The sequence below is a fragment of the Olivibacter sp. XZL3 genome (genome assembly GCF_004368405.1).
Classification (GTDB): Bacteria; Bacteroidota; Bacteroidia; order Sphingobacteriales; family Sphingobacteriaceae; genus Olivibacter.
On sequence record NZ_SBJH01000001.1, the window covers coordinates 51,157 to 75,485 of the forward strand.

Annotated in this window: 24 protein-coding genes; 11 read left to right on the plus strand and 13 right to left on the minus strand. The window is 43.8% G+C overall.

Features of this window, described 5'->3' with window-relative positions; translation table 11 throughout:
• Nucleotides 1–2: 2 nt before the first annotated feature.
• The 3 genes from secG to groL all read left to right on the plus strand — a co-directional run bounded on the left by secG (nt 3) and on the right by groL (nt 2,611).
• The gene (gene secG, locus EPX21_RS00230; RefSeq protein ID WP_134087668.1) at nt 3–368 is read left to right on the plus strand and encodes a preprotein translocase subunit SecG; all 366 of its coding nucleotides are present in this window, start codon (nt 3–5) and stop codon (nt 366–368) included.
• A gap of 224 nt (nt 369–592) precedes the next feature.
• Nucleotides 593–868 carry a co-chaperone GroES gene (gene groES, locus EPX21_RS00235; RefSeq protein WP_134087669.1) on the plus strand — a complete coding sequence of 92 codons (276 nt, stop codon included), beginning with the start codon at nt 593–595 and terminating at the stop codon, nt 866–868.
• Between the two features lie 105 nt (nt 869–973).
• Nucleotides 974–2,611: a chaperonin GroEL gene (groL, locus tag EPX21_RS00240; protein WP_134087670.1), complete on the plus strand. Its 1,638-nt coding sequence runs from the start codon at nt 974–976 to the stop codon at nt 2,609–2,611.
• 129 nt (nt 2,612–2,740) lie between these two features.
• Here the strand turns inward: groL and EPX21_RS00245 are convergent, their stop codons facing one another.
• The 4 genes from EPX21_RS00245 to EPX21_RS00260 form a co-directional block, all read right to left on the minus strand.
• Nucleotides 2,741–3,220 (minus strand): hypothetical protein, encoded by a 480-nt coding sequence (locus tag EPX21_RS00245; RefSeq protein ID WP_134087671.1) that lies wholly within the window; start codon nt 3,218–3,220, stop codon nt 2,741–2,743.
• Nucleotides 3,201–3,578 (minus strand): phage holin family protein, encoded by a 378-nt coding sequence (locus tag EPX21_RS00250; RefSeq protein ID WP_134087672.1) that lies wholly within the window; start codon nt 3,576–3,578, stop codon nt 3,201–3,203. The genes EPX21_RS00245 and EPX21_RS00250 overlap by 20 nt, the downstream gene beginning before the upstream one ends.
• A 61-nt stretch (nt 3,579–3,639) precedes the next feature.
• Nucleotides 3,640–3,909, minus strand: a complete 270-nt coding sequence (locus EPX21_RS00255) for a YtxH domain-containing protein (protein ID WP_134087673.1) — start codon at nt 3,907–3,909, stop codon at nt 3,640–3,642.
• 102 nt (nt 3,910–4,011) lie between these two features.
• Complete coding sequence (locus EPX21_RS00260) at nt 4,012–5,055, minus strand: AI-2E family transporter (RefSeq protein ID WP_134087674.1); 1,044 nt, start codon at nt 5,053–5,055, stop codon at nt 4,012–4,014.
• A gap of 241 nt (nt 5,056–5,296) precedes the next feature.
• On the opposite strand from EPX21_RS00260, the gene EPX21_RS00265 reads away from it, so the two are divergent.
• Entirely contained in the window at nt 5,297–6,127 is an 831-nt protein-coding gene (locus EPX21_RS00265) for a murein L,D-transpeptidase catalytic domain family protein (RefSeq protein ID WP_166670635.1), read from the plus strand.
• On the opposite strand, the gene EPX21_RS00270 is transcribed toward EPX21_RS00265, so the two are convergent.
• The 4 genes from EPX21_RS00270 to EPX21_RS00285 are packed head-to-tail and all read right to left on the minus strand — an operon-like array spanning nt 6,119 to nt 10,613.
• A complete protein-coding gene (locus tag EPX21_RS00270) occupies nt 6,119–7,540 on the minus strand; it encodes a L,D-transpeptidase family protein (protein WP_134087676.1) in 1,422 nt (473 codons plus the stop codon). The two genes, EPX21_RS00265 and EPX21_RS00270, sit on opposite strands and share 9 nt — an antisense overlap.
• Nucleotides 7,541–7,593: 53 nt before the next feature.
• On the minus strand, nt 7,594–8,166 hold the full coding sequence (locus tag EPX21_RS00275; RefSeq protein WP_134087677.1) for a gliding motility lipoprotein GldH: 573 nt from the start codon (nt 8,164–8,166) through the stop codon (nt 7,594–7,596).
• Nucleotides 8,078–9,463: a regulatory iron-sulfur-containing complex subunit RicT gene (locus EPX21_RS00280; protein ID WP_134087678.1), complete on the minus strand. Its 1,386-nt coding sequence runs from the start codon at nt 9,461–9,463 to the stop codon at nt 8,078–8,080. The genes EPX21_RS00275 and EPX21_RS00280 overlap by 89 nt, the downstream gene beginning before the upstream one ends.
• 37 nt (nt 9,464–9,500) lie before the next feature.
• Nucleotides 9,501–10,613 (minus strand): ATP-binding protein, encoded by a 1,113-nt coding sequence (locus EPX21_RS00285; RefSeq protein WP_134087679.1) that lies wholly within the window; start codon nt 10,611–10,613, stop codon nt 9,501–9,503.
• A gap of 116 nt (nt 10,614–10,729) precedes the next feature.
• On the opposite strand from EPX21_RS00285, the gene ruvX reads away from it, so the two are divergent.
• The 7 genes from ruvX to EPX21_RS00320 all read left to right on the plus strand — a co-directional run bounded on the left by ruvX (nt 10,730) and on the right by EPX21_RS00320 (nt 16,455).
• A complete protein-coding gene (gene ruvX / locus EPX21_RS00290) occupies nt 10,730–11,143 on the plus strand; it encodes a Holliday junction resolvase RuvX (protein WP_134087680.1) in 414 nt (137 codons plus the stop codon).
• A 117-nt stretch (nt 11,144–11,260) separates the two neighbouring features.
• On the plus strand, nt 11,261–11,896 hold the full coding sequence (locus tag EPX21_RS00295; RefSeq protein ID WP_134087681.1) for an O-methyltransferase: 636 nt from the start codon (nt 11,261–11,263) through the stop codon (nt 11,894–11,896).
• Between the two features lie 2 nt (nt 11,897–11,898).
• Nucleotides 11,899–12,576, plus strand: a complete 678-nt coding sequence (locus EPX21_RS00300) for a glucosaminidase domain-containing protein (protein ID WP_134087682.1) — start codon at nt 11,899–11,901, stop codon at nt 12,574–12,576.
• Nucleotides 12,577–12,590: 14 nt separating this feature from the next.
• Nucleotides 12,591–13,481 (plus strand): glucosaminidase domain-containing protein, encoded by an 891-nt coding sequence (locus EPX21_RS00305; protein WP_206105958.1) that lies wholly within the window; start codon nt 12,591–12,593, stop codon nt 13,479–13,481.
• Nucleotides 13,482–13,542: 61 nt separating this feature from the next.
• Nucleotides 13,543–14,349, plus strand: a complete 807-nt coding sequence (locus tag EPX21_RS00310; protein ID WP_240768427.1) for a hypothetical protein — start codon at nt 13,543–13,545, stop codon at nt 14,347–14,349.
• Nucleotides 14,350–14,575: 226 nt separating this feature from the next.
• Complete coding sequence (locus EPX21_RS00315; RefSeq protein ID WP_134087683.1) at nt 14,576–15,592, plus strand: DUF3078 domain-containing protein; 1,017 nt, start codon at nt 14,576–14,578, stop codon at nt 15,590–15,592.
• Nucleotides 15,592–16,455, plus strand: coding sequence for an N-acetylmuramoyl-L-alanine amidase (locus EPX21_RS00320; protein WP_134087684.1), 864 nt, complete (start codon nt 15,592–15,594; stop codon nt 16,453–16,455). Before EPX21_RS00315 ends, EPX21_RS00320 begins: the two co-directional genes overlap by 1 nt.
• 68 nt (nt 16,456–16,523) lie before the next feature.
• Here the strand turns inward: EPX21_RS00320 and EPX21_RS00325 are convergent, their stop codons facing one another.
• The 5 genes from EPX21_RS00325 to EPX21_RS00345 form a co-directional block, all read right to left on the minus strand.
• Nucleotides 16,524–18,197 (minus strand): glutamine--tRNA ligase/YqeY domain fusion protein, encoded by a 1,674-nt coding sequence (locus EPX21_RS00325; protein WP_134087685.1) that lies wholly within the window; start codon nt 18,195–18,197, stop codon nt 16,524–16,526.
• 133 nt (nt 18,198–18,330) lie between these two features.
• Entirely contained in the window at nt 18,331–18,522 is a 192-nt protein-coding gene (locus tag EPX21_RS00330; RefSeq protein WP_013664078.1) for a cold-shock protein, read from the minus strand.
• 108 nt (nt 18,523–18,630) lie between these two features.
• Nucleotides 18,631–19,881 (minus strand): DEAD/DEAH box helicase, encoded by a 1,251-nt coding sequence (locus EPX21_RS00335; protein ID WP_134087686.1) that lies wholly within the window; start codon nt 19,879–19,881, stop codon nt 18,631–18,633.
• A gap of 96 nt (nt 19,882–19,977) precedes the next feature.
• Nucleotides 19,978–21,270 (minus strand): amidohydrolase family protein, encoded by a 1,293-nt coding sequence (locus EPX21_RS00340; RefSeq protein ID WP_134087687.1) that lies wholly within the window; start codon nt 21,268–21,270, stop codon nt 19,978–19,980.
• A gap of 8 nt (nt 21,271–21,278) precedes the next feature.
• Nucleotides 21,279–24,284: an amidohydrolase family protein gene (locus EPX21_RS00345; protein WP_134087688.1), complete on the minus strand. Its 3,006-nt coding sequence runs from the start codon at nt 24,282–24,284 to the stop codon at nt 21,279–21,281.
• Nucleotides 24,285–24,329 lie beyond the last annotated feature (45 nt).

Here is a 24,329-nt window from a genome sequence, read left to right on the forward strand (position 1 = left end):
AAATGTATACATTACTTATCGTATTAACCATCTTAGCCTGCGTGCTTTTGGTATTTATCGTTTTAATCCAAAACCCGAAAGGGGGCGGTTTAGCTTCTGGTTTTGCCGGGTCAAACAATCTAATGGGCGTACAACGTACCGGAGATATTTTAGAAAAGGGAACTTGGGGCTTGGTTATAGCGATCATGGTCTTTTCTCTGTTACTGAATGTTACCAATCCGGGCACCGGCCTTGGAAGCAGTCCCGGTTCGGAATTACAGAAGCAGATTACTCCTACCGCTACACCGTCGGCTCCTTTACAGCAGCCATCGGCAACGCCGACCGCTCCGGAAGGGCAAAAGCCAGCATCGGTAGATACAACGAAATAGATCTGTAAAGGAATTCTCACAGAAGGGGCATGCAAAACATGCCCCTTTTTTGCTGACAAATATTCAGCTAAGCTGACAATTGGGAAAGCTGATTTTATTCCGAAACGGCAGTCGGAATGAAAAAATGACAACAAAAATAGCCATTTCATTTTTGGCACAATTCATGACCAGATATCCCCGGAAACGTTAATCTAATATAAAAAACAATAATATTCAGTACAATTATGGCATTAAGTATTAAACCGATTGGAGACAGAGTAGTAGTAGAAGCTGCTGCTGCTGAAGAGAAAACTGCGTCAGGTATCTACATTCCTGATACCGCCAAAGAGAAGCCGCAACGTGGAACCGTTGTTGCTGTTGGTGAAGGAAAAAAAGATGAGCCTATCACTGTAAAAGTAGGTGACCAAGTGCTATACGGTAAATATGCTGGTACAGAGATAACCTACGACGGGCAAGAGTATTTAATTATGCGCGAATCCGACATCTATGCGATCATCTAATCGTATAGTTTTTTTTAGAGTAGATTAAAACGATCATTAACCCTTAAAAGAGCGTATAATTAAAAGAACATGAATTGTTGTACGCAATTTTAAACTTACAAAACTATGTCAAAACAGGTAAAATATAACGTAGAAGCGCGTGATGCCTTAAAGAAAGGCGTTGACATCCTAGCAAATGCTGTAAAAGTGACCTTGGGTCCAAAAGGACGCAATGTAATCATTGAAAAGAAATTTGGTTCACCCGCCATTACGAAAGATGGCGTTTCTGTAGCGAAAGAAATCGATTTAAAAGATGCGCTTGAAAACATGGGCGCTCAAATGGTAAAGGAAGTTGCTTCCAAAACTGCAGATCAAGCAGGAGATGGTACCACAACCGCTACCGTTTTGGCACAAGCTATTGTGACTGCGGGTATCAAAAATGTGGCAGCGGGTGCGAACCCAATGGATTTGAAACGAGGTATCGACAAAGCAGTAGCTACTGTTGTTGAAAACCTGAGAACACAGTCGCAAACCGTAGGCGAAGACAATAACAAGATTAAACAAGTAGCTACAATTTCTGCCAATAATGACGAAGTGATCGGCGAATTGATCGCCGAAGCGATGGAAAAAGTTGGTAAAGACGGTGTTATTACTGTAGAAGAAGCAAAGGGTACTGAAACTGAAGTTAAAACAGTAGAAGGTATGCAATTCGACCGCGGTTACTTATCGCCTTATTTTGCTACCAACACTGAAAAAATGGAAGCTGAATTAGAGAACCCTTACATATTGATCTACGACAAAAAGATCAGCAATATGAAGGAGTTACTACCTATCCTAGAAAAGCAAGTACAAACAGGTAAACCTCTATTAATTATCGCTGAGGACTTAGACGGCGAAGCGTTAGCTACTTTAGTAGTAAACAAAATCCGCGGTTCACTAAAAGTTGCTGCTGTTAAAGCACCAGGTTTCGGTGATCGTCGCAAAGCGATGCTCGAAGATATTGCCATCTTAACTGGCGGTACCGTAATTTCAGAAGAAAGAGGTTATAAATTAGAGAATGCGGATCTTTCTTACTTAGGCCAAGCAGAGAAAGTGGTAGTTGATAAAGACAATACAACCATCATCAATGGCTCTGGTGAAGCTGAAACTATCAAAGGCCGCGTTAGCCAAATCAAAGCACAAATTGAAACAACTACATCGGACTACGACCGTGAAAAATTGCAAGAGCGTTTAGCGAAGTTAGCTGGTGGTGTAGCAGTGCTTTATGTGGGCGCAGCGACCGAAGTTGAAATGAAAGAGAAAAAAGACCGTGTGGACGATGCCCTTCACGCTACGCGCGCAGCGGTAGAAGAAGGTATTGTTGCAGGAGGTGGTGTTGCTTTCATTCGTGCAATCGAATCGCTGGACAGCCTTAAAGGAGAGAGCGAAGACGAAACTACCGGTATCAACATCATCAAACGTGCAATTGAAGAACCGTTACGTACTATTTGTAACAACGCAGGGGTCGAAGGATCTATCGTTGTACAGAAGGTGAAAGAAGGTAGTGGCGACTTCGGTTACAACGCACGCTTTGACAGATATGAAAATCTAATCAGCGCTGGTGTTATCGACCCGACTAAAGTGTCACGCGTTGCATTAGAAAATGCTGCTTCTATCGCTTCGATGCTATTAACCACCGAGTGTGTATTGGCAGACGAACCGGAAGATGAAAAAGCTGGTGCAGGTGCTCCTCCAATGGGCGGTGGCATGGGCGGCATGATGTAATATAGATCATTCCCAATAAAAAAGCCGTGGTATAAACATACCATGGCTTTTTTTATTGGAATCTGCAAATAGCCCTTAGGCATATTCCCTTTATTAATCTAATGTAGTGGTTAAGCCCGAACAGATAGCCTAGTAGGTTTCGCTATCCGGCGGGATACCGAAATTATACTCTTTACGGCTGCGTCTTGATGGGGTGCTCTTTTTTGTGGACTTCCTTATCCAAGAGGTAATGCTCTCTATGGTTTCAGCAAGCCTTTCTTTGTTCACCAAACCGGCAACCTGCGATGAAAGCAATCCCATTAAAATTCGCTTGAAATAGCCCGCTTTCCTAAAGAAAACACGATTGACGAGAAAAGGGAGCCCTATGCGTAAACCCTTTGTCAACCAATCATCGTGATAAGACTGTTGATTGCTACCGATCTTATTCAGCAAGGTGGATGGATTGGGAATAAAGCCGGAGATCCTTTGAAAAAAATGAATAGGCTTACTTACCTTATTCTTTAATATGCCGAATTGATGTTCTAAATACGCTTCCTGTTGCATTTTTATAGCTTTTAACCGTACGATTTCAGCTTGCAACTCCTCTATATTACTTATGTTGTTCTTCATTGTCGTCATCTTTACGTAAACCGATTAAAAACTTGATAAAAAAATTGGCAAACATTTTTTTGACTGCTCGCCTAAAAATTGCCAAAAGCAAAATAAGCGCAATGAAAAACAATCCAGTAACAGCAAAACCCAGCGCATAACTATCTAGCAGCTCCCCGATAAAACAAGCAAGTGCTATACTTAGATAGAATATAACAAAAAAGCCGAACAACATGCTTATAACGCCAATAGCGATTCCGGGGAGAATCTTGGAACCGCGCCCGACGATTTTTAAATAAGCTAAGTCAGCATAATTTTCGACATACTCTTTTAGCTTTTGGATAACGCCCTTAATTGAAAATGTATCTTTTTCTTCCATAGGTAGTATCTTTCCATTATAGATGCCTTAACAACACCTATAATGGATGTTTATTTTATATTCATGCATGCTCTTCCAAGGCTTCTTCTACGCTTGCTTCACCTTTATTTACTTTCGATTTAACGGTAGATACCAAGCGTTCCTTTAAGTCGTTAAACTGCTCGACTTGTTCAGCGGTACGTTCCTTGATCGCATCACCTAAATCTTTCAAGGAGTCACTTAATTTGTCTCTTGTGTCAGCGCCTTTCTCAGGTGCAAATAAGATTCCCAATGCTGCGCCGGCAGCCAGACCTGCTAATAAAGCAGCTACTATTTTTCCATTATCGTTCATAACGTTCAAAAAATTAATGTTATTTAAAATTAATAATTTAAAAGGCTACCTGAAGCGACCTTTTATATATACAAAACACAAAGCAAACAGTTTGCCAACCTATCAATTATCGTCGATTTTTTTCGCCAACCGCATCTCTGCAAGTTTATTGGTTTCATAGATCTTGATAGCGATCAAGAAATAAGAAAGCAATAGCGGTCCGAATACCAGCCCCATAATCCCGAACATTGGAATACCGATAATTACACCAATAATGGTAATGATGGGATGGATGTTTCCTACCCGCTTGGCAATAACCAACCGCAACACATTGTCGATATTAGACACCAAGAGCAAGCCCCACAACAACATGGCGGCTGCATTAAAGGTATCGCCGTCGATAAATTTGATTATACAAGCAGGAATAAAAACCATCGGCGCACCCACCACAGGAATAAAAGATAAAATCACACAGATAACGCCCCAGAACAAAGGATCGGAAAAACCGAACATCCAATAGCCAAGCGCTACGGCGCTACCCTGCACCAAGGCGATGAAACCCTGGCCCAATACATTCGAATAGGTAATGTTTCTCAGCTCAATACCGAAACGGATTGCATTTTCATCTGGAAAGGGCGAATAGCGAAGCATCCCTTTCTCAAATTCTCTGCAACTGACGAATAAGAAATAAAGCAGAAAATACATAACTGAGACATCGAGCAGTATATCGGCAGCTCCACCAAGAATAGAGGTCATCAAATTGCCTGCATACGCCAAGCCTCTTTGTAGGTTGCTTGTTATCAAATCCGGCTGTTGTAATTTATCGCCTAAAAACCTGTTAATCTCATTAATTACGTGTTGAATCTTTTCCGGATGTCTGGTGATTTCAATCACTCGCTTCGCAATCATATTAATGAGCCCATAAAAAGGGAATACAATCATAAAAAAGGAACTCACGATGATCAGGATAGCGGCAAGCGATTTCCGCCATTGCAAACGTTCGGTCAAATAAAGATTGAGTGGTCTGAAGATCGTGTACATGATCAAGGTAGCCAAGAGAGCGCCAAAAATGCCTCTGAGCGAATACAAGATAAAAGCACCCAGCACCACAATAATCATCAAGGTGATGTTATTACGTTGTTTTTGATCGAATAAAGCTACAGCCATACCTTTGCAAAATAAAAAGTAAAAGGTAATAATCAAAAAGTAAGCGTAAAAAGTCGTTGGCTGCGCTGACCACCTCGCCCTATTACCATTAAAATATCACAATAGTTAAAATATTTCATATAAGTATGGTATTTTAAATTATTCGTTGTATTTTTGTGTCACACAATAATTTAGGGCAATTTGCGTTTTGATGAGAAACGGCAACATTTGTCCTAATGCAAACCAGAAAAGTGGAAAATTTATGAAGTTAAAAAAGAGCCTTTTAGTGCCCAGCGTTATTTTTTTGTTTTTGGCCGTCATTATAAGCTCCAGCTGGCGATCGATCCATCCAACCGAACCTGTAAGCATTAATGCATCTGAAGAAAAAAAAGCAGGAAAATCTCACTCGATTTTATCTAGCACATTTTCATCTGTTTATGAGCATATTCAAAAATATGCGCCCACGTTAGACAGTATCGTTTTCAAACAAGCCTATATTGGTTATTTAAACTTAAGAGAGCAAGGCAAAACAGAATCGCCTATTATCACGATCGTTGACCTGAGCATCCACAGCAGCAAACCTCGTATGTGGATTATTGATGTAGAACAGGACAGCTTGCTGTTACATACTTTTGTTGCGCATGGCCGCGGAAGCGGCATACAAGAAGCGAAGCTGTTTTCAGATCGTCCAAACTCCAACCAGAGCAGTATTGGCTTTTACCTAACAGGGGAAACCTATCAAGGAAAACACGGGCGGTCGTTAAGACTGGATGGACTCGATCAAGGCTTCAATACAAACGCCCGCGCTAGAGGTATTGTATTGCACGGCGCATCGTATGTTGGCGCTAACATATTAAAAGCGCAAGATCGGATGGGTGTAAGCCAAGGTTGCCCGGCAGTAGCAGAACCCCTAAAAGATCAAATCATTGATTTTATCAAAAACAGATCCGTTCTATACATTTACGGAAACTCTGCAAAATACCATTCGGCTTTTCTGAATGAGCAAATCGCAACGCAAAGCTTGATGGCTGCGTTGGAACCCCAAACCGAAGACTCTACCTTATTAACAGAAGCTGGCAACGGCTTACTGTAGCATCCGATACAACACAGAATCGAGCTTATAAACGTCCGGATAAAACGTTAAATTGGAAGAAGAATCAAGCTTGCAGGTTAGGTAATCCAAGACGACCGGGACCTGCGGCTTTAAACTAATCGTCTTTGCTTTTGGTTCATCGCTTGACATTTCCTCTTTTATAAGCTCGTACTCTTCGCCATCGCCGAACAAAGCATAGGCTAAATCCAACGGTTTCTCCACCCGCACACAACCATGACTGCTCGCGCGCATCGCTCGGCTGAAGGTTGCCTTCACGGGTGTGTCGTGTAAATAGACGCTGCTTCCGTTATTAAAAAGAAACTTAATGAGACCCAGCGAGTTTGTATCCCCTGGCTGCTGTTTAAAGCTATAAGGAAGATTCGCTTCGCTATATGCCGACCAGTCAATGGTATCCGGATCAGCTACCTTGACACCGTTTTTATAAACGTCCATACCATGATTGGCTAAGTAATATCTATCCTCTTTTGCTTGCGCCAGTATCTCCTTTTTTGCGATGCTTGTCGGAATATTCCAGATGGGATTCACCTGAACGCTGTGAATTTTACTGAGCAGCATGGGCGTTTCGTGGCCATCCGCTTTGCCTACCACCACCTTCATACTTTGCTCTACTTGTCCGTTACGTATAACATACAATTCATAAGCCGGAACATTTACATATATGAGGTGCGCACTATCCACCGGGTATTTCCAACGCAAACGCTCCATATTGGCAACTAAAGCGGCCTTATTGGCAGCGTCTCCTTGGCCCAAGGCATTTTGCAAGGCTTTATAAGTCGCATTTTTAGGCTGAATACTATCCAGATAACCTATCAGGTTATTTACATTCAAGACTTTAAAGAAAGCTGTGCTGTCCGGTCGGTCGACAGGAATATAATAGCGAGGCAATGCTTTTCTCGGGTTGACCACACCGTATTCCAACGCAAAGCTATATTGCGTCAGCGCTTCAGCGGCTAACAACTCGGCCTGGGTGATACGCTCATATGCATCTCCTACTTTACGTACCTGCTCTTTATCCGCCAAACGCGCAAACGCATCCGACACCGCTTTCGCTTTATTAGCTTGCCCGGACAGCCCATGTTCGTCCATCTTCGCCAAGTAGTCTATAAAGCGGGCGAGAGAGGAATCCGCATAAAACTTATTGATCAACACCGGCTCGAAATTGTGGGCCGTATAGAATTGGGTTAAGTACTGCGGGTTCTTAAATGATTTTGCATTTGCTTCCAGATAGCTTTTAAAATAGGAATGTAGGGAGTCGGCGTGTACCTTTTTGTATACTTTATTTTCGGTTTCCTTAGAAAGCATCTCACCCACCGGCGTAGCAGAACGTGTACAACCGATCAATAAGAGCAAGAATAAAAAGTAGATGGATTGTTGGAATGAAATTTTACACATATATCAACAGGCTTACAGTTACCTTCGCGGTATAAATGCATAAACCATGCCGATTATTCTATGATGTTCGCAGGGAGTACGCAGATCCCTACATCGCTCACGCCCTTTAACGGATTGTCGCGCATATTTTGCTCTATCTTGAAATAATAAGTTCCCGTATCGGAAAAATGATAATTCGCATGATAGCTAATCTGATAGCTATACAAGCTACCTGCTCCCTTACCCAGCCAACGGCCGTCCTTATCAGCCACTTTCAATCCCACCCGCTTCGTCGTGAACTCATTCTGTTTGGCGTGGCGCTGGTGCACCAAGACGAACAAGTCCGAGTAGCGGTAGTTGGACGTTAACCGTAAATTGACCTTCAAGGTATACGGTATCTGATTATCCTTTACGTTGACTTTAAATTCGGGCGTAAAGGCATAGTTCCATGATTGATTTGGTACCGGCCTAAATTCGTCCAACAATACGCCGTTACTACACGAAAGGACACAAAGGCTAGTCATCATCATATAAAAAATGCGCCTAACGATATCCTTTTTAAGAACTTTCATTGCCAGCGGCACCTCCATCCTTATTCGTCTTTTTTCCGCGGTATCTTTTTCGGTTATTCCTAGCTTTTTGCCCATTGCCAGCGGCCTTCGTTCCTTCCTTTTCTGTATTCGGTTTTTCGTTGGGAGCCCGATTTTCTCTTTTTGCAGCAGGTTGAGCTTTCTGTGACAACTTCTGCTCGGTCACAACAGTACGGTCTGAACCGGCTTGCTTGGACTCGGCAGTCTGTTGTTTATTTTTATTTCGTTTTCTGGCAGAAGAACGTTTTTTCTTTTTCCCCTTCTCGTCCAAACGTGTCAAGCTATCCTGTCCAACCACATTTTCATAATCATAGGTAACGGGCTTAACAACGGTTGCCTCTTCTTTCAGCTCCACAAGATCTTCGGGCTTCACACCGTTTTTATTGCCGCTGGCGATCAACCGCACTTGTTCGATCTCCAGTGGTATCCAGTTTTCGTCCCCGGGATAAGAAAACCACATCAACCGTCTGAATATATCCGTCTTTTGTAACCGCGCCGTACCCCTTTTTGTCTCTAATCGATCAATATCATTGGGAATATCCTTCAAGGCGTCCATATACGTATCTAACTCGTAATTCAGGCAGCACTTAAGCTTTCCGCATTGTCCGGCGAGCTTGAGCGTATTCAATGAGAGGTTCTGATACCTAGCTGCAGCCGTTGAAACCGTTTTAAAGTCGGTTAACCAGGTCGAGCAGCAAAGTTCTCTGCCACAGGAACCAATACCGCCCAAACGGCTTGCCTCTTGTCTCATCCCGATCTGCCGCATTTCGATACGTATCCGAAATGCTTCGGCCATCTTTTTGATAAGTTCTCTGAAATCTACCCGGCCCTCTGCCGTATAGTAGAAAGTAGCTTTGGTTTTATCTCCTTGATAATCTACGTCGCTCAGCTTCATGGAAAGCCCTAAATCGAGTGCCAGCTTACGTGCCCGGTGCATCGTTTCCCATTCAAGATCCTTTGCAGCCTGATACTTATCCATATCATTGCCAGTCGCTTTCCTGAAGATCTTCCTTTCTACTTTTGCCGGGTCGACCTTATTCTTTTTAAGCTGTAAGCGAACCAGCTCGCCCGTGAGGGACACAAAACCGACATCGTAGCCACCTGTTGCTGTTTCTACGGCGACAGGTTCGCCCATCTCCAGATAAAGATTCTCGTGGTTGATATAAAAATCTTTTCTTGAACCTTTAAACCTGACTTCTACAATGTTAAACGGTATATAGTTTGTTGGCATATCCATGTGGCTTAGCCAATCGTAAACATCCAACTTATTACATCCATTCGTCATGCATGAACCGTTGCTTTGGCAACCTGCAGGGGCACAACCTCCTCCGGATGAACAATTATCACATCCCATATTATATATATATTGAGTCCCGTCTGCGCGGGAGCGTTTAGTGTTTAAATAACAAAACTAGTTGCAAAGATACATCTAAAAATAAGATTTTAGGATTCGCGTTGCGTTCTACATAATAGCTCGTCTTCTCAAAGATGCTAACGCAGGCTTCCAGTTTAGCCGTTTCGTAAAGTGGACTGAACTTTTCTACGAAGGACAATTCCGCTTCAGGAAGGTGTACCAACGCCTTTGCCCCTTCTTTATAAAGCACAACGTCGCGCATCATTTGGATAGCGTAAAGTAAGAAACTTTTTTGATTTTCACGTCCAAGCTTCGATAAATCTTCTTCTACTATTTGCATAATGTCTAACACTTTCCCTCCAAAACAAAAGCGCAACCACTGCACAAAAAGTTGAAAATATCCTCCCCCTTCGTCCGACAAGAGTGACAAGGCCTGTTGCATATTCCCTTCGCTGATATACGCCAATTGCGCTGCCCGTTCGCGCGATAGTCCCTTTTCTTCGACTAAAAATTCTGTTAAGCTAGGCTTATCGATCGCTTTGATCTTGACCAGTTGCGTTCTTGAGATGATGGTGTTTAAAAGTTGATCCTGATTCTGGGTAACCAACAAAAACAAGGTGTTGGCCGGAGGTTCCTCAATAAGCTTTAACAGGGTATTCCCCTCCTTGTCCAAAAATTCAGGCAACCACATGATTAAAACCTTATAAGAGGCTTCAAACGCTTTTAAGCTTAATTTCTGAATGATGTGATGACATTCTGCAATATTGATATTAGCTTGCTTATTCCCGGCATCCAGGCTGTTTCGCCAGCTATCCAGGTTGAGGTAAGGGTTTTTCAGAAAGCTCGTTCTCCACTGTTCAATAAAGGTGCTGGCTGTATCTTCTTTATGCGATGCAAAAAAAGGATAAGAAAAATGCAGATCGGGATGAATGAGCTTCGTGTATTTTCTGCAGGAGCTACAGCTTCCACAGCTGTCGTTCTCTTGTTTGTTTTCACAATTGATATATTGTGCATAAGCAAGGGCTAAAGGCAAGCTTCCACTTCCCTCAGGCCCCAGAAAAAGCTGAGCGTGACTAACCCGATTCTCTTTTACGGTATTGATCAGGTGTGCCTTTACCTGCTCCTGTCCTACTATATCTCTAAATTGCATGTCTCTCTCTTTTGTCGATTTCTATCCCGAGCCGTCGTTCTATATTGCGCAACCGCAGAGGCTAAAATAACCTAGCTTTCTGTATCTTTGCTACAAAAATTCAAAAATAACAAATTATGCGGATAATGGCTTTTGATTACGGCACAAAGCGCATCGGTATTGCCGTGACCGATCCTCTACAGATCATTGCGACCGCTTTGATTACCATTCATCCCAAAGATGTTATTGAATACTTAAAAAAGTATTTATCGGCAGAGCAAGTACAAACTTTTGTTATCGGGATGCCAAAACAAATGGACGGCTCGGATTCTCAATCAGCCAGTCATGTAAAAGGATTTATACGTTTGCTGAAAAAGACATTCCCTCAGGTGCCGACGGTGACCATCGACGAGCGGTTCACCTCAAAAATGGCCTCTGCAAGCATCGCAGCAAGCGGACTCAAACGTTCAAAAAGACAAGACAAAAGCTTGATCGATGCCATTTCAGCGGTCATCATCTTACAGGATTATCTTAAAACAACGCAACATTAGGTTGTAAACTTTAAGCATTCGAAAACTGACGGCTGATAGCTAATACTAAGTCCTAAATTGGATCCAAATTTGTTTTTTGTTTTCAGGAAAACCGCGTATTTTATCTAAGTTTGCTTCATGGAGATAATGGACAATCTGCTAAATGCTTATCTAACCACTACTTGTGATGATGAGCCTGCACTTTTGAAACAAATCAATAGGGAGACCCATCTTAAGGAAACCCAACCGCATATGCTATCCGGGCATTTCCAAGGTCGTTTTTTGAGTTTCATTAGCCATCTATTAACTCCCAAACGGATATTGGAAATCGGCACCTTCACGGGATATGCAAGCCTTTGTTTAGCAGAAGGGCTTGCTCCGGACGGAATACTACATACCATTGACATCAACGAAGAGTTGGCCGACCGTGTTCAGGGCTATTTCGATGCCTCGCCCTTGGGTTCCAAAATACAATACCATATTGGCGATGCGCTGTCCATTATACCCACATTGGAAGAAACATTTGATCTGGTATTTATTGATGCAGATAAGAAAAATAATTTAGCCTATTTTGAACTCTTATTAGATCGGGTAAGAACAGGTGGCCTTATTATGATTGATAACGTGTTATGGAAAGGAAGGATTCTGGATACGGCACCCGACAAGCAAACGGAACAGTTCCTTGAACTCAACAAGCGGATCGCGCAGGACAAACGAGTCCAGAAGCTGATCTTACCCATTCGTGATGGTATATTTCTCATTAGAAAGCTTTAGCAATGAAGATTGTCCGGTTTTTTACAAGTGCATTTTTACTTCTTTTCGTTTCGCAATGTAGCTTGGCACAGGGAAGCGCGCAAGCCTACATAGCAGCCCATAAAGATTGGGCGATCCAAGCAATGGAAAACTTTGGTATTCCAGCCAGCATCGTCTTAGCGGTGGCCATGCATGAAAGCGCCAACGGAAGCAGTAAGGTGGCGGTCCACCTCAACAATCATTTTGGCATCCGGGGCGTAAACAACAACAAAGAGATCCGGTCGTCCTATAAAGGCTACGATAGCGTAAAGGCCTCTTATGATGACTTTATCACATACCTCAAAACGCGGAAACAGTTCCAGTCGCTTTTTGATAAATACAGCGCTTACGATTATCGTTCTTGGGCGTACGGCATCATGCACGGCGGTTATGCCGGCAGTAAGACCTGGGCTGCCCACATCATCGCGGTTATTAAAAAACACCAACTTTTTATATTCGATAATAGACCGCCCGACTATGTCGAGCCCCAAACTGCCAGCGCGAATGGATCGCCCATGGCAGGCGATCAAACGTATACGGTGAAAAAAGGGGATACCTTAAGCGCTATTGCACAAAAACACAACACCTCGGTTAGAAATATCAAAATGAAGAATCAACTGCGGAATGACCGATTAAAAATCGGTCAACTTTTAAAAATTTAACCCACGGTTTTTATATGGATAAGCGTCTCTATACATTTCCATTATCATCGGTCATATACCTCTTCCTCTTTTCTATTTCATTGGGTTTAACTTCGTGTTTACCCAAACAAAAGGTATTGCAAAGCTCGAAGTCGCGCCAACAGGCGCCCAACGGAAACGATCGGGAAGGCCTTTCGCATAATCATCCCCACCGTCCCAGCGGTAATCCGAGCGCTATCAGTGTCTCTGCACAAGACTATATAAGTCGCTATAAAGCGATCGCCATCCAAGAGATGAATACCTACGGAATCCCGGCAAGTATTACGCTCGCCCAAGGTCTTTTGGAATCGGCAAATGGCAACAGCACATTAGCGCAGGAAGCCAATAATCACTTTGGCATAAAATGCACTTCCGACTGGAAAGGAGCCTCGTTTTTTAAGGACGATGATGCGATTAACGACTGCTTTCGGGTATATCGTTCACCAGAAGACTCTTTTCGGGACCACTCCGAATTTCTATTAAGAAAACGATATGCGGCCTTATTTGAATTGGATAAAGACGATTATACCGGATGGGCCCATGGACTCAAAAAGGCCGGGTATGCCACCAATCCCCGGTACGCAGAACTATTGATAGACTTGATTGAACGTTATGGTCTATATGAATACGACCGTGGAGAAAAGGCTCCTGAGAAAATACATCGGGAAGAGCGGGTGTTAACTGAAATCGCACACAATAATCCAGATGAACCCGAAAAGGCAGAAGCCAAACCGCCTGTGGAAATGAAAATACATGAAGTAAAACAGGGAGACACCATCTTCAGTATCAGCAAGCGCTATGGATTAAGCACCGTGGAGCTAAAAAGCCTTAACGGCTTGGACAACGATAGCCTCGTAGTAGGGCAACTACTTTTGGTATCAAAATAATGTTATCGATTAAGGCTATTTAGGCGTATAGGCATTGTTAAAAAGTGCAAAATGCTTTTCAATGCCCGCACGCATTCCTATCTTTGTTAACTTGAAAATTCTTGCAACCATAATCGTTTTGCTGTTCATTTCTACCTTCTTTGCCCAGGCACAAGAGCGGGAGGGCATTGTGTTTGACAGCTATACCAAGCAGCGGATAGCACGTGTTTACATATACAACACAGCAAATGATGCGATGAAATATAATAACAAGCGAGGCGAATTTGCGATTGAAGCAAAGCCGGGGGACACGCTGGTTGCTATCGTTAAAGGCTATCATGCAGATACATTGGTGGTCAAAAAAGACCCTGTTATTGTGTTTAACCTAAACCGCTCGACCATTTGGCTAGACGAAGTAAGCATTATTGCGAAGCGTTCTCCGGCTGAAATACTGGAACAGCGGAAGCAGGAATACAGTTCAGCGTACCGGAACGGGAATCCGGGCAGCCTCTTGTCGACAGGCCCGACGGGGGCAGGATTGAGCATCGATGCACTTTATTCCCTGCTCAGCAGGCAAGGAAGAAACGCCCGCTTTTTGCAAGAGCTGATACAACGAGAATATGAAAATAACGTCATTGATGCTCGATTTACGCAAGCGGTGGTAAAACGGCTAACCAATTTAACAGGCGTTGCATTGGAGGATTTTATGCAACAATACCGACCATCTTACCGCTTTATCTTGCAAGCGAACGATTATGAACTAGGGAAATACATACAAAGCTCATACAATATGTATCGCAAAAATCCCAGTGCCTACCGTTTACAACCTTTGCCGCGCGTGCAGCCTAAGAAAGAAGAAGTGAAGATTGAGCGATTGGATTCCAATTAGAGGCACTATTATTGCTTGGTGAAAGCTGATAAAATAAATCAGAAAAGGCTAAGCAGGCAACTTCCCGATGGTATAACACAGCGACACTTTGCCCAGGACAAGTTTCAGCGATTATACGTTTGGCATATAAGATCATTTTATCTAAGTTTGCAGTTTGGATTGGAACCTATAAACAGGTATATATTTACCATGGGCAAACACCAGCGTTAACAATAAAACTATTCTGATGAACGTACGACATTTACTTGTTGCATTTTTTCTCACGGGCGCATTTTTTTTAGCTAACGCTCAAAATTATGATCTAAATGATCTCCGTCAGGCTCCACCAAAAAACAGCTTACCTGTACGGTCTCCGCAGATGAGCATACATGATGTAGAAGTACAAGATCCCAATTTGAATTTAAAGGTAAATTATTGGCGTAATTGGACTGCTTTTGGTATTAACGCGAATCAAGCCTCTTTCAGCGACAACTGGCAAAACGGAGGGGTGAATTCGATTGCCGTAGGTCTGACTTTTAACACTAAATTCGACTATACCCGGGAAAACAAGAATTTCACCTCCGAATTGGATCTAAAATATGGAAAGGTCAAAAACAGGGATCAGCTGGCCAGAAAGGCGAATGACCGGATATTATGGGATAATAAATATGCCATTAAATTCGCCAAAAAATGGTCCTTCTTCGCTTCATTGACATTTGAATCCCAATTTGACAAGGGATATCAATATGGAACGGGGTCGCAGGGCCAGGACAGTATCTTCAAAAGAATATCGAACTTTTTGGCACCCGGTTATTTAACTGAATCAATCGGTTTGGAAGTACTTCCCTTTACCGGTCTTTCCATTCGTTTCGGTACCGGTACAGCGCGGCAGACATTTGTGATGGACGATTTGGTGCTCGTCCCAGATGATCCGAATAACCCAGGAGCAGATTACAAACGATTCGGCGTCGATTGGCCAAAGACCTTCCGCAATGAACTGGCATTTCAAATTGTGGCCAATTTAGACCGCAACCTAAGCGAGAACATTAACATCAAAGCACGTTATGCTTTCTTTGCCAACTATGGACAGTGGGGAGATGCCAGTCATCGTTTAGATGCTACACTAACGGCCCGCGTATCCCGCGTAATCAGCGTCACCTTAAACGGCATTGGATTATACGACCCTCTACAGGAAGAAGCTGGCGGTCGATTACAAACTGCGCAATCCCTCGCTATCGGTATTCTTTATAAATTCCCTCGATAATGTGGAAAGTTGTTTATTTAGTATATACAGGAGCAGCGATACTCTTAATGAGCTCCTGCGCCTCAAAAAAGCAATTTGCCGAAACCAACAAGGTGTATGAAAAGCAAGTCGAGCAATTAGCGGAAGTTATTAAACAACCCTTACCAACACCACACGCCATGGCTGCTGCCGGCTTACCTTCGCCTGGACTGGAGGGACAGCGGACAGATTTTGAATGGGTAGGCACCGTTAACTTCAATATGCGTAAGCCCAACTTCGTCGTTTTACATCACACGGCGCAAGACAGTATACAACAAACACTACGCACCTTTACCTTAGAACGAACACAGGTTAGCGCCCATTATGTGATCGACAAAACCGGTAAGGTCTACCAATTACTGAACGACTATTTGCGTGCCTGGCACGCCGGCAATGGCCGATGGGGGTCGGTTACCGACGTAAATTCGGCTTCAATCGGTATTGAGCTTGACAATAACGGACTTGAGCCCTATAGCGAAATACAAATCGCCAATTTACTCAGCTTACTCGACACCTTGAAAACCAACTACAAGATTCCGACCGAGAATTTTATTGGCCACGGAGACATTGCCCCGGGCAGAAAAGTGGACCCCGGAGTTAATTTTCCATGGAAACGTTTGGCAGAAAAAGGCTTTGGTTTATGGTATGACGACATTTTACAGACGCCCCCTCCGTCCTTCAATCCCTTGGACGGCTTACGGATCTTGGGCTATGATACGCGCAACGCAACGGCCGCTATTCTGGCTTTCAAACGACATTATGTTCCCACCGAGACCACCGAAGAGTGGACTCCTTTCGCACTCAGTGTACTCTACAATCTCTATATAAAGAAAACGACCTTATAGGCAGAGGAGAACAGTTAGTAGTGAAAATCGTAAACAGTTTCACTACTAACTATTCCCCAATCATGATGCTAGCCCGGTTTTTTCGATTCTTTGGCCCAGGTATCCCGTAAACCAACGGTACGATTGAACACCAAGCGTTCTGACGTTGAACGGGTATCTAAAGTAAAGTATCCTTTCCGAATAAACTGATATCCTTTCCCTGGTACGGCACGCAATAAATCAGGCTCTATATAGACCGTCTCCAGGATCTCCAAGCTTTCAGGATTAATCGACTCCTTAAAATCGCCGGTAGTCGCCAAAGGATTCTCACTCTTGAATAAGCGATCGTAAAGCCTTACTTCCGCTGTCTTCGCATGTGGAACACTGACCCAATGGATCGTTCCTTTTACCTTTAGGCCGCTAGTATCTTCACCACTTTTGGAATTTGGAATATAACTACAATGTATCTCTGTGATATTGCCAGTTTCATCCTTTACGAAGTCATCGCATGTAACAATGTAGGCATGTTTTAACCGTACGCTTAAGCCAGGCCCCAAACGGAAGAACTTCTTCGGCGCATCTTCCATAAAATCTTCACGTTCTATCCATAGTTCGCGACTGAAAGGAATATCCCTTCCCCCTTCACCTCCTTCGACTTCCGGATTGTTCTCGCCATACAAAATCTCTTCCTTTCCTTCGGGATAATTCGTGATGATTAATTTCACCGGATCCAGTACGGCCATTCTGCGCCAAGCCGTTTTATTCAGATCTTCGCGGATGCAAAACTCCAACAAGCCAACATCGATTACGTTTTCCCGCTTTGCTACACCAATTCGCTCACAAAAATTACGAATACTCTCCGGCGTATACCCTCTTCTTCTTAAGCCGCTGATAGTAGGCATTCGAGGATCATCCCATCCCTCCACATGCTTTTCGTTTACCAACTGAAGTAAGCGGCGTTTGCTCATTACCGTATAGGTCATATTCAAACGTGCAAACTCATATTGCTTAGAAGGGAAAATACCAATGTGTTCGATTAACCAATCGTATAAGGCCCGGTGTGGTACAAACTCCAATGTACAGATGGAGTGCGTAACGCGCTCGATTGAATCGCTTTGTCCATGCGCGAAATCATACATTGGATAAATGCACCAAGCATCACCCGTGCGATGGTGATGTGCATGTTTAATGCGATAGAGCAATGGGTCGCGCAGGTGCATATTGGGGTTTGCCAAGTCAATTTTTGCTCGGAGCACCTTGCTCCCGTCCGGATACTTTCCTTCCTTCATTTCGGCAAATAAACGAAGATTTTCTTCGACAGAGCGGTCTCGATAAGGAGTCGGCGTACCCGGCTCCGTGGGCGTACCTTTACTGGCCGCAATCTCTTCGGGCGTACTATCATCCACGTATGCCAGCCCTTTTTCAATGAGACCTACGGCATAACCATAAAGCGTTTCGAAGTAGTCGGACGTATATAGCTCTTCTGCCCATTCGAAACCTAACCACTTAATATCATTCTTTATGCTCTCTACGTATTCGACGTCCTCGGTGACGGGGTTGGTATCGTCAAAGCGCAGGTTTGTTTTACCCTTATACTTTTGGGCTAATCCAAAGTTCAGGCAGATTGATTTTGCATGACCGATATGTAGGTAGCCATTGGGTTCGGGAGGGAATCTAGTTAAAACCCTACCGTCATTTTTTCCATTACGTATATCTTCCTCAATAATTTCCTCTAGGAAATTCAATGATTTATCTTCATTCATAAGGCACAAACTTAGCTAAATTTCTCAGATGAAACAGCATGCCAAACATTTTTCCATCGCGCTCTTCGTTTTTGATAAAAACAAGAAAGGCTGCCCTCTGGACAGCCTTTATACGATTTATATTATTACTATCCTAGATAACTTTAACATTTACCGCATTTAAGCCCTTCTTTCCCTGCTCAACCTCGTAAGATACGTGATCATTTTCACGGATAGAATCGATTAGGCCAGATGAATGTACGAAGATATCGCCTCCACCAGCATTTGGAACGATGAAACCGAAACCTTTCGTTTCATTAAAGAATTTTACTACTCCTTCTTGCATTGTATTGTATTGAAATTTATTAATAATATAACAAAGGTACGGAATATTAATCTAAGATTTTCTCAATAAATCATTTATTTATAAAATCTTAACAACAAATTAGCCTAGCTATTTCCGAGTTTGCTGATTGGCAGGCCTAAATCGGCGCTTTTTCCGGCTTTTTGCCACAGCCGTCTTTTCCGACTTTTCTTTTAGTGGTCTTTTTGGAGTTGGTACTGCAACAAAGGTGTCACTAGCAGGAAAAGGATGGCTATTTATTACCGGGATTACTTGATTGATTAAGTTGTTGATGCTTTGCAGATACGGACGTTCTTCCAAATCACAAAAGGAGATTGCTTTGCCACTAGCCCCAGCCCTGCCCGTACGCCCAATACGATGCACATAGGTTTCCGGCTCGTTTGGTAAATCAAAATTAATCACAAACTTGAGCTCTTCGACATCGATTCCGCGAGCCGCAATATCGGTTGCAATAAGTACCTTTAAGGCACCTCCTTTGAACGCTTGAAGCGCATTTTGCCGCGCATTCTGAGACTTGTTACCGTGTATAGCCGCAGCCTGTATATTTTGCTTGGCCAGAAATTTAACCAAGCGATCCGCCCCATGCTTCGTTCGGGTAAAGATCAGGACATGGTCTTTCACTTCATGTTGCAATAAGTGTAAGAGCAGCTTCGGCTTATTCGCTTTGTCCACCGCATACACTTCTTGTGCAACTTTTTCTGCAGTTGAAGAAACCGGAGTCACTTCCACGCGCTCCGGATCTTTGAGCAAGCTATTCGCCAGCTTGGTAATCTCCGGCGGCATAGTAGCTGAAAAAAACAAGGTTTGTCGCTTTGATGGAAGAAGTGCTACAATTTTTTTAATGTCGTGTATAAATCCCATGTCCAGCATCCGATCGGCCTCATCCAACACAAAATACGATACCTGTTGCAAGGTAAGTACACGTTGGCCGATCAAATCCAGCAGGCGTCCGGGAGTAGCCACTAACACATCAATACCTTTTTTTAAACCATTAATTTGGGTGTTGATGTTGACCCCACCGTAAACCACCTGATGTTTCAATGGTAAAAACTGACCATAAGCAGCGATGCTTTCATTGATTTGTATCGCCAGTTCCCTGGTGGGTGCCAAGATTAACGCTTTCACCTCTTTTTGATTGCTGCGCTGCTCGGTTAAGCGCTGTAAAATAGGCAATATAAATGCGGCAGATTTACCGGTGCCTGTTTGCGCACAACCGAGTAAGTCTTTACTCGAAAGTACGATCGGAATAGCTTGGGATTGGATGGGCGTCGGGTTTTCGTAGCCCTCCTTATTTATTGCCTTTAGTAAAGGCTCAATAAGGTTAAGTTCTTTGAATGACAAAATATGTGAGATAAGTAAAATTACTTCTGCAAAAGTAACATTAATTTCAGGAATCGTTAAATAAAAAAGCGGATGTCTTAGACACCCGCTTTTTGTCTACTTCTGACCGTATTTATACTCATATCGCTCGAACAACTGCTTATGCAAATTCTCCAAGCTGATATCGCGTCCCACAATAAACGCCTTCTCTATTTGGTTCCCTTTCATATCGAGCGCGTCTCCTGCCGAAATAAACAGGTTTGCGTCCTTACCTTTCTCCAAACTGCCGGTCGTTTGGTCGACCCCTAAAATTTTGGCCGTATTGAGCGTAATGGTAGCGAGCGCTTTCTCCTTATCTAAACCGAAAGCCGCGGCCGTGCCAGCCATAAAAGGCAAATTCCGTTGCTGCCAGAAGCCGTCCATTCCGTAAGCTACGAGCAGCCCGGCGTCCGACAATAATTTCGCCTGTTTATAAGGCAAGTTCACATCGTCATCATCGTTGCTTGGCAAAGAATGCGCCTGATGAATAATAATGGGGATTTCATTTTCCTTTAGGAAAGAGCTAACCAGATGCGCATCTGCGCCGCCTACCAATACTGGTTTTAGACCAAAGGCGCCGAAGAACTGTACCGCAGCAATGATGTCGTTCTTTTTATCGACATGTACCATAAGCTTCTTAGTCCCATCAAACACTTTACGGAAGGCCTCCAGGCGACCATTGAATACGGCAGGGTTATCAACCTCGCAATAAGCCTTAGCATCCTTCAATAGGTCGGACAATATACCACGCTCCTGCTGGATACGTTCCTTTTGTGCCGCCTCGTTAGTTGCCCCGAAGCGTGAATAGCGGATACTGGGCCAATTAATATGGATGGCATCATCGGTTTTGTAAGCGGCATCCTCCCAATTCCAGGCATCCAGTTGGACGACAGACGACTGCCCTGTGACCAGCCCTCCCTCTGGTGTCACCTGCGCCAACAAAACACCGTTGGAGCGAAGCGTATTAATCACTTTCGAATCCGTATTGTAAGCAATCAAAGCCCTCACATGTGCGTTGTTTTCGCCTACTTCTGTGTTATCAAGCGTTGCCCTTACCGATTCCACTTCCACCAACCCCAAATTGGTAACCGGGGCAATAAAACCCGGATAAATATGTTTACCCTGTGCATCAATGCTCTGTGCGGCGGCCGGAGCGCCTGCCCCCTCGCCTACATAGGTAATCTTGCCTTGATCAAATACGATTGTTCCATTGGGTATGACTTGTCCATTGCCTACATGGATAGTGGCGCCCTTTATACTAATGGCCGATGTTTGCGCTTTTGCCGGATAAACAGTTGGCTGCGCTTGTAGATAGCACCCAATCGACAAAAACAAACTTAAACTACTTATATATTTTAAAATTAACTGCATAATTCGTATTAGTTATGGTTGACGTCCTCGTTATTATCGCCTGAGAGTGTTTCGCAGTGATAAACCATCGTTGTTTTCTCCGTGGCCTTTTGCGTAGCATTCCCTTTCCCTTTTTCTTCCAGTGATTTTGCTATAAGACGGGCCTTCTCTTTTTGTTGCAGGTCGCGCAATTTTTGATCTTCCTCCACGTCCCAGTACTTGACGCCGTCAACAAAAGTCTTCTCGGCCCGTGCATAGATCGTTAACGGATTGTCGCTCCACACAACCACGTCGGCATCCTTGCCTACCTTTAAACTGCCGACTCTATTATCGATATGTAGCATCTTAGCCGGATTGAGAGTCACCAATTTCCAAGCCTCTTCCTCTGTTAAACCGCCATATTTAATCACTTTTGCGGCCTCTTGGTTTAATCGACGTGCCATCTCGGCATCGTCCGAATTAATCGCTGTTACAACGCCCTGCTTCTCCATTAAATAAGCATTGTAGGGTATCGCCTCTTGCACCTCCATTTTATAAGCCCACCAATCGGCGAAGGTCGCCCCCGCGATGCTTCTTGCTGCCATACGATCGGCGAGCTTGTAACCCTCCAAAATATGCGTAAACGTGTTGATCTTGAAGCCAAGGCTATCCGCTAAGTGCATGAGCATGTTGATCTCCGATTGAACGTAGGAGTGGCAGGTAATAAAACGCTTATTATCCAATATCTCTACCAACGCGTCCAATTCTAAGTCGCGGCGCGTATTACTGCCCTTCATAGCCAATTTCGCTTTATACTCCTTTGCACGGGTAAAGGCATCTACGTAAACCTGTTCCACGCCCATTCTGGTTTGTGGAAAGCGTACGCGCGCAATATCGCCCCAATTACTCTGCTTTACATTTTCACCGAGTGCAAATTTTATGAAGCCGTCACTACCGCCAAACTTAAGTTCTTCCGGTGATTTACCCCAACGTAGTTTGATCAGTTGAGATTGTCCGCCAATGGCGTTTGCCGACCCGTGCAATATATGTGAACTTGTTACGCCACCCGCCAATTGTCGGTAAATATTAACATCTTCCGAATTAATAATATCGCCGATACGTACTTCTGCCGTAACCGACTGCGTTCCCTCGTTTATTCCTCTTGAAATAGCAATATGTGAGTGTTCGTCGATGATACCTGCCGTTATATGTTTACCGCTTGCATCGACCACGGTGGCACCGCCTCCACTTAGATTCTTTCCTATAGCCTTTATTTTTCCGTCAGCGATCAAAACGTCTGCGCCTTCCAATATTCCCTCTGCTTCGTTTGTCCATACCGTCGCATTCTTTAGCAAAATAGCGGTCGCCTGAGGCGCTTGCTCGTAGCCGAAAGAAGCGAAAGGATAAATAATCTTTCCGAGCTCCAGAGGCTTATCCCCTGCGTTCTTCTCCGCTTTTTGGGTATAAGCACCGGTATAAGAGGCCGACCAAGCAGTGCTGCTGCCGTCCTCGCGATTCACTTCGCCTTTTAACTGAAGCGGCTCGGTAGCCATTACGTAGGCACTGATGCGGTAACTTTTCTTAGCACCTTTCGGATTGAAACTGAGGCTCAGTAAATCGCCATCTACCACTAAATTCACTTTTGTTTTGGTGGTGTCATCTGCTTTGCTGATAAAAGCCTCGTATTTTCCAGGCTTTCCGCCTATAGCCAACTTGGCCGGACCAAAATCATCGATGGTGCTTGCGTATTCGCCTCTCAGATCTTTGCCGGCTCCTTGGTTAGCGACGTACTTGTCGCCTTCAACCCAGTTTTCATAAATGATGTTTCCCTCTTTGAACAAACTGTCGGACGTAATGATAAAACTCGCCAATTTGCCTTTTTCCAAGGTACCCAATCGGTCGGTCGCCCCTAAAAATGCCGCAGGTGTTTCTGTCAAAGCCCTTAGCGCGGCATCCTCGCTTAATCCGTATTGGATTGCCTTCCGTACATTAGGCCAAAAATCACGGACATTGTCTAAGCCACTCGCCGTTAAGGCAAAAGAAATTCCCTCTTTTTCCAAAGTGGCAGGATTGCTAGCGGCTAGTTCCCAATGTTTCAGTTGGGCCAGCGACAGTTTGTTCGCTTCATAAGGATCTTCTACATCGTAAGCTTTTGGAAAGTTCAATGGCACTACCAAGCTGGCACCCGTTGCTTTGATCTCCTTAATACGTTGGTAATCATTTCCGCCGGTTTTGATTATGTATTGTTTGCCGAATTCCTTTGCTATTTTATCAGCTCTTAAGACGTCTAATACATCGTTCACTTCAAAGAACTGTGGTAAGGACTGCCATTTATTGAAGGCTTCCAAGGAAATATTGAATTCCTTTTTCTGCTGCTGATACCATTGAGCATCATAATAAGTTTGTCGCAGCAATGCAATACTCCCCATTAAGGAAGCCGGATACGATGTCTTAGCAGAACCTTTATCAAATGAGTAATGTGCTGCCGCATCCGGGATAATGACGACCTCGTTATCGCTGTTTGTATTCAGTGCGACCACCGCGCTACTTCCACGTGCTATACCGTCTTTAACCAAGGTTTGTACCGCTCCAAAGCCGATCTTTTTTAATTGTTCGGCTTGTTTCTGATCATGGGTAAATACATCGATAGCACGGGTTTCCGGACGTACCGCTTCATTCCACGCGTAGGGGCCGTTCTTCGTGGAAGTTAACACTTGTGCGGCTCTTCCAAAGGAGCGGGTTTCCTTAGCTTCGCCCGGCACGCCATAAGTAGTAAAAGGATCGATCAGCGATGGATAGATAAATTTACCCGCTAAATCGATGGTTATATAGCCCGCGGGAACTTTTTGTCCGGCTCCAACGGCCTCAATAACCTTATCGTTTACTAGCAAGGTTCCATTTTTGATGCTTTGCCCTGCTTTTGTTATGATGTTCGCATTGACAAACGCATATTTCTTCGGACGTTTATCATGTGAACCATTAACAGGAAAGGTTTCCTGGCCTTTCAGAAAGTAAAAACTAAAAAAGAGCAGGCAAAAGGGTAAGATTTTTCGCATAGTGCATACTTAAATTAGAAAATAAAAAGTTAAAATCGCCAAAAA

Excerpts from the sequence above, each read along its gene's own strand:
- EPX21_RS00315 (WP_134087683.1), top strand. The coding sequence starts at position 14,576 with ATGAACGTACGACATTTACTTGTTGCATTTTTTCTCACGGGCGCATTT.
- EPX21_RS00275 (WP_134087677.1), bottom strand. The coding sequence starts at position 8,166 with ATGGGCAAAAAGCTAGGAATAACCGAAAAAGATACCGCGGAAAAAAGA.
- EPX21_RS00265 (WP_166670635.1), top strand. The coding sequence starts at position 5,297 with ATGAAGTTAAAAAAGAGCCTTTTAGTGCCCAGCGTTATTTTTTTGTTT.
- EPX21_RS00295 (WP_134087681.1), top strand. The coding sequence starts at position 11,261 with ATGGAGATAATGGACAATCTGCTAAATGCTTATCTAACCACTACTTGT.
- EPX21_RS00305 (WP_206105958.1), top strand. The coding sequence starts at position 12,591 with ATGGATAAGCGTCTCTATACATTTCCATTATCATCGGTCATATACCTC.
- EPX21_RS00270 (WP_134087676.1), bottom strand. The coding sequence starts at position 7,540 with ATGTGTAAAATTTCATTCCAACAATCCATCTACTTTTTATTCTTGCTC.
- EPX21_RS00280 (WP_134087678.1), bottom strand. The coding sequence starts at position 9,463 with ATGGGATGTGATAATTGTTCATCCGGAGGAGGTTGTGCCCCTGCAGGT.
- secG (WP_134087668.1), top strand. The coding sequence starts at position 3 with ATGTATACATTACTTATCGTATTAACCATCTTAGCCTGCGTGCTTTTG.
- EPX21_RS00260 (WP_134087674.1), bottom strand. The coding sequence starts at position 5,055 with ATGGCTGTAGCTTTATTCGATCAAAAACAACGTAATAACATCACCTTG.
- EPX21_RS00330 (WP_013664078.1), bottom strand. The coding sequence starts at position 18,522 with ATGCAAGAAGGAGTAGTAAAATTCTTTAATGAAACGAAAGGTTTCGGT.
- EPX21_RS00345 (WP_134087688.1), bottom strand. The coding sequence starts at position 24,284 with ATGCGAAAAATCTTACCCTTTTGCCTGCTCTTTTTTAGTTTTTACTTT.
- EPX21_RS00255 (WP_134087673.1), bottom strand. The coding sequence starts at position 3,909 with ATGAACGATAATGGAAAAATAGTAGCTGCTTTATTAGCAGGTCTGGCT.
- EPX21_RS00320 (WP_134087684.1), top strand. The coding sequence starts at position 15,592 with ATGTGGAAAGTTGTTTATTTAGTATATACAGGAGCAGCGATACTCTTA.
- groES (WP_134087669.1), top strand. The coding sequence starts at position 593 with ATGGCATTAAGTATTAAACCGATTGGAGACAGAGTAGTAGTAGAAGCT.
- EPX21_RS00325 (WP_134087685.1), bottom strand. The coding sequence starts at position 18,197 with ATGAATGAAGATAAATCATTGAATTTCCTAGAGGAAATTATTGAGGAA.
- EPX21_RS00300 (WP_134087682.1), top strand. The coding sequence starts at position 11,899 with ATGAAGATTGTCCGGTTTTTTACAAGTGCATTTTTACTTCTTTTCGTT.
- EPX21_RS00310 (WP_240768427.1), top strand. The coding sequence starts at position 13,543 with ATGCCCGCACGCATTCCTATCTTTGTTAACTTGAAAATTCTTGCAACC.
- EPX21_RS00250 (WP_134087672.1), bottom strand. The coding sequence starts at position 3,578 with ATGGAAGAAAAAGATACATTTTCAATTAAGGGCGTTATCCAAAAGCTA.
- EPX21_RS00285 (WP_134087679.1), bottom strand. The coding sequence starts at position 10,613 with ATGCAATTTAGAGATATAGTAGGACAGGAGCAGGTAAAGGCACACCTG.
- groL (WP_134087670.1), top strand. The coding sequence starts at position 974 with ATGTCAAAACAGGTAAAATATAACGTAGAAGCGCGTGATGCCTTAAAG.
- EPX21_RS00245 (WP_134087671.1), bottom strand. The coding sequence starts at position 3,220 with ATGAAGAACAACATAAGTAATATAGAGGAGTTGCAAGCTGAAATCGTA.
- EPX21_RS00340 (WP_134087687.1), bottom strand. The coding sequence starts at position 21,270 with ATGCAGTTAATTTTAAAATATATAAGTAGTTTAAGTTTGTTTTTGTCG.
- ruvX (WP_134087680.1), top strand. The coding sequence starts at position 10,730 with ATGCGGATAATGGCTTTTGATTACGGCACAAAGCGCATCGGTATTGCC.